Here is a 5,392-nt window from a genome sequence, read left to right as displayed (position 1 = left end):
AAAATATTTTCAGAAAAAGGTGTTGACATGTCGAGGGAGTGTGGTTAATATAGTTAAGCGCGGTTGAGAGAGACGCACTGAACCGACGCCCCGAACCGAGACAAAAGAATAATTTGAAAGTGACTATCCGCCCCCTTGTTTTAACAAGATTATAACAAGTGAATCGGAAAAATCGTAGAGATTTATACCGAATGGCTTAGTTAAAGGATAAAGAGAGCCTTTAAAGAACATCTCTGATGAAGTGAGCGAAAGATTTTCGAATTGAGTAGTGAACTAATATGGAGAGTTTGATCCTGGCTCAGGATGAACGCTGGCGGTATGCCTAACACATGCAAGTCGAACGAAGTCTTCGGACTTAGTGGCGGACGGGTGAGTAACGCGTGAGAATCTGCCTTCAGGATGGGGACAACAGTTGGAAACGACTGCTAATACCCAATATGCCTACGGGTGAAACTTATTTGGCCTGAAGATGAGCTCGCGTCTGATTAGCTAGTTGGTGGTGTAAGAGACTACCAAGGCGACGATCAGTAGCTGGTCTGAGAGGATGAGCAGCCACACTGGGACTGAGACACGGCCCAGACTCCTACGGGAGGCAGCAGTGGGGAATTTTCCGCAATGGGCGAAAGCCTGACGGAGCAATACCGCGTGAGGGAGGAAGGTTTTTGGATTGTAAACCTCTTTTCTCAGGGAAGAATTTTGACGGTACCTGAGGAATAAGCACCGGCTAACTCCGTGCCAGCAGCCGCGGTAATACGGAGGGTGCAAGCGTTATCCGGAATTATTGGGCGTAAAGAGTCCGTAGGTGGTCATGCAAGTCTGCTGTCAAAGCCCACAGCTTAACTGTGGATAGGCGGTGGAAACTGCATGACTTGAGTACGGTAGGGGTAGAGGGAATTCCCAGTGTAGCGGTGAAATGCGTAGATATTGGGAAGAACACCGGTGGCGAAAGCGCTCTACTGGACCGTAACTGACACTGAGGGACGAAAGCCAAGGTAGCGAAAGGGATTAGATACCCCTGTAGTCTTGGCCGTAAACGATGGATACTAGGCGTTGTCTGTATCGACCCGGACAGTGCCGAAGCTAACGCGTTAAGTATCCCGCCTGGGGAGTACGCACGCAAGTGTGAAACTCAAAGGAATTGACGGGGGCCCGCACAAGCGGTGGAGTATGTGGTTTAATTCGATGCAACGCGAAGAACCTTACCAAGATTTGACATCCCGTGAACTATCCAGAGATGGATGGGTGCCTTCGGGAACACGGAGACAGGTGGTGCATGGCTGTCGTCAGCTCGTGTCGTGAGATGTTGGGTTAAGTCCCGCAACGAGCGCAACCCTCGTCCTTAGTTGCCATCATTAAGTTGGGCACTCTAGGGAGACTGCCGGGGACAACTCGGAGGAAGGTGGGGATGACGTCAAGTCATCATGCCCCTTACATTTTGGGCTACACACGTACTACAATGGTCGGGACAAAGGGCAGCAACCCCGCGAGGGCAAGCGAATCTCATCAAACCCGGCCTCAGTTCAGATTGCAGGCTGCAACTCGCCTGCATGAAGGAGGAATCGCTAGTAATCGCAGGTCAGCATACTGCGGTGAATCCGTTCCCGGGCCTTGTACACACCGCCCGTCACACCATGGAAGCTGGCAACGCCCGAAGTCGTTACTCTAACCGTTCGCGGAGGAGGGCGCCGAAGGCAGTGCTAGTGACTGGGGTGAAGTCGTAACAAGGTAGCCGTACCGGAAGGTGTGGCTGGATCACCTCCTTTTAGGGAGACCTAACCTATTCGATTCCGAAAGCAAAAAGCAATTAAGAACGAGTAAGGTCATCTCGAAGGTCGTGCGAGGGGGAATAACGGAAGTCACTTTCAAATTTAGGTTCGTGGAAATGGGCTATTAGCTCAGGTGGTTAGAGCGCACCCCTGATAAGGGTGAGGTCCCTGGTTCAAGTCCAGGATGGCCCACTTATCAAGATAGTGTCTATGAATAGGCGCTGAATTGATCAAAAATGGGGGTATAGCTCAGTTGGTAGAGCGCCTGCTTTGCAAGCAGGATGTCAGCGGTTCGAGTCCGCTTACCTCCACCAAGCCACTATTGAAATTGAATTAGCATCTGCATTATGTGAGTAATGTTGAATGCTGAAAGAGATTTCAGCAAAGCACCTTGAAAACTGCACAAAAGAATAAAAGATAGTCGAATACAATAGCTAGGTAGGAAAGTATTAAAACAATCCGAAATAATAGCCAAGAGTCTGACCTCGAATGAAAAGAAAGGTCAAGCTACAAAGGGCTAACGGTGGATACCTAGGCACACAGAGGCGATGAAGGACGTGGTTACCGACGATATACTCCGGGGAGCTGGAAGCAAGCATTGAGCCGGAGGTTTCCGAATGGGGCAACCCTAAATACAGTCATCTGAATATATAGGATGATATGAGCCAACTCAGCGAACTGAAACATCTTAGTAGCTGAAGGAAGAGAAAGAAAAATCGATTCCCTTAGTAGCGGCGAGCGAAGCGGGAAGAGCCCAAACCAACTGTTTCGACGGTTGGGGTTGTGGGACAGCAATATAGACTGTGAATATTAAACGAAGTAGTTGAAAGCTACACCAGAGAAGGTGAAAGTCCTGTAGTTGAAAATTGAAGCAGCTTAGCTGTATCCCGAGTAGTACGGAGCACGTGGAATTCCGTATGAATCAGCGAGGACCACCTCGTAAGGCTAAATACTCCTGTGTGACCGATAGTGAAACAGTACCGCGAGGGAAAGGTGAAAAGAACCCCGGGAGGGGAGTGAAATAGAACATGAAACCGTTAGCCTACAAGCAATAGAAGGACGATTTAACGTCTGACTGTGTGCCTGTTGAAGAATGAGCCGGCGACTTACAGGCTGTGGCAGGTTAAGGTGAAAAGCCGAAGCCAAAGTGAAAACGAGTCTGAATAGGGCGGAAGTCACAGTTTGTAGACCCGAACCTGGGTGATCTAACCATGGCCAGGATGAAGCTTAGGTAATACTAAGTGGAAGTCCGAACCGACTTCTGTTGAAAAAGGAGCGGATGAGCTGTGGTTAGGGGTGAAATGCCAATCGAACCCAGAGCTAGCTGGTTCTCCCCGAAATGTGTTTAGGCGCAGCGGTTAGTTTCCTTATGCAGGGGTAAAGCACTGTTTCGCTGCGGGCTGCGAGAGCGGTACCAAAGTGAGACAAACTAAGAATACTGCATAATATTTAACCAGTAAGACGGTGAGGGATAAGCTCCATCGTCGAGAGGGAAACAGCCCAGACCGCCAGCTAAGGTCCCAAAATAATTGCTAAGTGATAAAGGAGGTGGGAGTGCATAGACAACCAGGAGGTTTGCCTAGAAGCAGCAATCCTTGAAAGAGTGCGTAATAGCTCACTGGTCAAGCGCTCCTGCGCCGAAAATGAACGGGGCTAAGCAATTTACCGAAGCTGCGGACTTATTTATAAGTGGTAGGGGAGCGTTCTATACGGTGTGAAGCATTAGCGGCAAGCAGATGTGGACTATATAGAAGTGAGAATGTCGGCTTAAGTAGCGAAAATATGTGTGAGAATCACATACCCCGAAACCCTAAGGGTTCCTCCGGAAGGCTCGTCCGCGGAGGGTTAGTCGGGACCTAAGGCGAGGCCGAAAGGCGTAGTCGATGGACATGAGGTTAATATTCCTCAACTCTTATGTGGGAGCATAATTATGACGCATGAAAGATAGCTACACCCTTAATGGATTGGGAGGAGGTTACGACCTCCGTGTAGTCAAGGATAGTGCCTAGAAAAGCTAATTATGTGTTGAAAGCATAAGACCCGTACCCGAAACCGACACAGGTAGGGTGGTAGAGTATACCGAGGGGCGCGAGGTAACTCTCTCTAAGGAACTCGGCAAAATTGCTCCGTAACTTTGGGAGAAGGAGTGCCACCGAGAGGTGGTCGCAGTGAAGAGGCCCAGGCGACTGTTTACCAAAAACACAGGTCTCTGCAAACTCGTAAGAGGAAGTATAGGGGCTGACGCCTGCCCAGTGCCGGAAGGTTAAGGAAGTCGGTTAGCTTCGGCGAAGCTGACGACTGAAGCCCCGGTGAACGGCGGCCGTAACTATAACGGTCCTAAGGTAGCGAAATTCCTTGTCGGGTAAGTTCCGACCCGCACGAAAGGCGTAACGATCTGGGCACTGTCTCGGAGAGAGGCTCGGCGAAATAGGATTGTCTGTGAAGATACGGACTACCTACACCTGGACAGAAAGACCCTATGAAGCTTTACTGTAGCTTGGTATTGGGTTCGGGCTTTGTTTGCGCAGGATAGGTGGGAGGCATTGATATATTCCTTGTGGGGAATATGGAGCCAATGGTGAGATACCACTCTAACAAGGCTAGAATTCTAACTTTAAACCGTGAAACCGGTGAAAGGACAGTATCAGGTGGGCAGTTTGACTGGGGCGGTCGCCTCCTAAACGATAACGGAGGCGCACAAAGGTTCCCTCAGGCTGGTTGGAAATCAGCCATTGAGTGCAAAGGCATAAGGGAGCTTGACTGCGAGACCTACAAGTCAAGCAGGATGGAAACATGGTCTTAGTGATCCGACGGCACTGCGTGGAAGGGCCGTCGCTCAACGGATAAAAGTTACTCTAGGGATAACAGGCTGATCTCCCCCAAGAGTTCACATCGACGGGGAGGTTTGGCACCTCGATGTCGGCTCATCGCAACCTGGGGCTGAAGTAGGTCCCAAGGGTTGGGCTGTTCGCCCATTAAAGCGGTACGTGAGCTGGGTTCAGAACGTCGTGAGACAGTTCGGTCCATATCCGGTGTAGGCGCAAGAGTATTGAGAGGAGTCTTCCTTAGTACGAGAGGACCGGGAAGGACGCACCGCTGGTGTACCTGTTATCGTGCCAACGGTAAACGCAGGGTAGCCAAGTGCGGAGTGGATAACCGCTGAAAGCATCTAAGTGGGAAGCCCACCTCAAGATGAGTACTCTCATGGAGTTAATCCAGTAAGGTCACGGGAAGAACACCCGTTAATAGGCATTAGGTGGAAGTGTGGCAACATACGCAGCCGAGATGTCCTAACAGACCGAGGGCTTGTCCTTAATTCAATCGAATCAGACATCTAAAGTAAGTCGATATATATCTAATTCTTTGTGCAGTCTTGAGGGTGTGAATACACACCACTGCTTGGTGTTTTTAGCATCGTGGAACCACTCCGATTCCATCCCGAACTCGGCTGTGAAACTCGATAGCGGCGACGATACCTTTGGGGTAGCCCACCGGGAAAATAGCTCAATGCCAAGCTTCTCTTTTTTATATAAAACTGAATATATTTAACTAGACTTCCTACATGTCATCGTAGGGAGTTTATTTGTTTTTCTCCTCTCCTTCGCTATATTTATATCAGTCTTTTT

General features: G+C 49.6%; 2 tRNA genes and 3 rRNA genes. All 5 read left to right on the top strand.

The annotated features are described in order from the left end of the window. Positions 1–275 precede the first annotated feature (275 nt). A 16S ribosomal RNA gene (locus NIES208_RS18225) occupies positions 276–1,763 on the top strand. A gap of 121 nt (positions 1,764–1,884) precedes the next feature. After that, positions 1,885–1,958 (top strand) — tRNA-Ile (locus NIES208_RS18220). 46 nt (positions 1,959–2,004) lie between these two features. Then, positions 2,005–2,080, top strand: a tRNA-Ala gene (locus tag NIES208_RS18215). A 186-nt stretch (positions 2,081–2,266) separates the two neighbouring features. Continuing rightward, a 23S ribosomal RNA gene (locus tag NIES208_RS18210) occupies positions 2,267–5,080 on the top strand. 84 nt (positions 5,081–5,164) lie between these two features. Continuing rightward, positions 5,165–5,282 (top strand): 5S ribosomal RNA (gene rrf / locus NIES208_RS18205). Together the 16S, 23S and 5S rRNA genes with 2 tRNA genes alongside form the textbook arrangement of a ribosomal RNA operon. The last annotated feature ends 110 nt before the right edge of the window (positions 5,283–5,392 follow it).

Source organism: [Limnothrix rosea] IAM M-220 (genome assembly GCF_001904615.1).
GTDB lineage: Bacteria > Cyanobacteriota > Cyanobacteriia > Cyanobacteriales > MRBY01 > MRBY01.
Note: the sequence above shows the minus strand (reverse complement) of the source record. Positions and strands in the feature narration are given on the sequence as shown.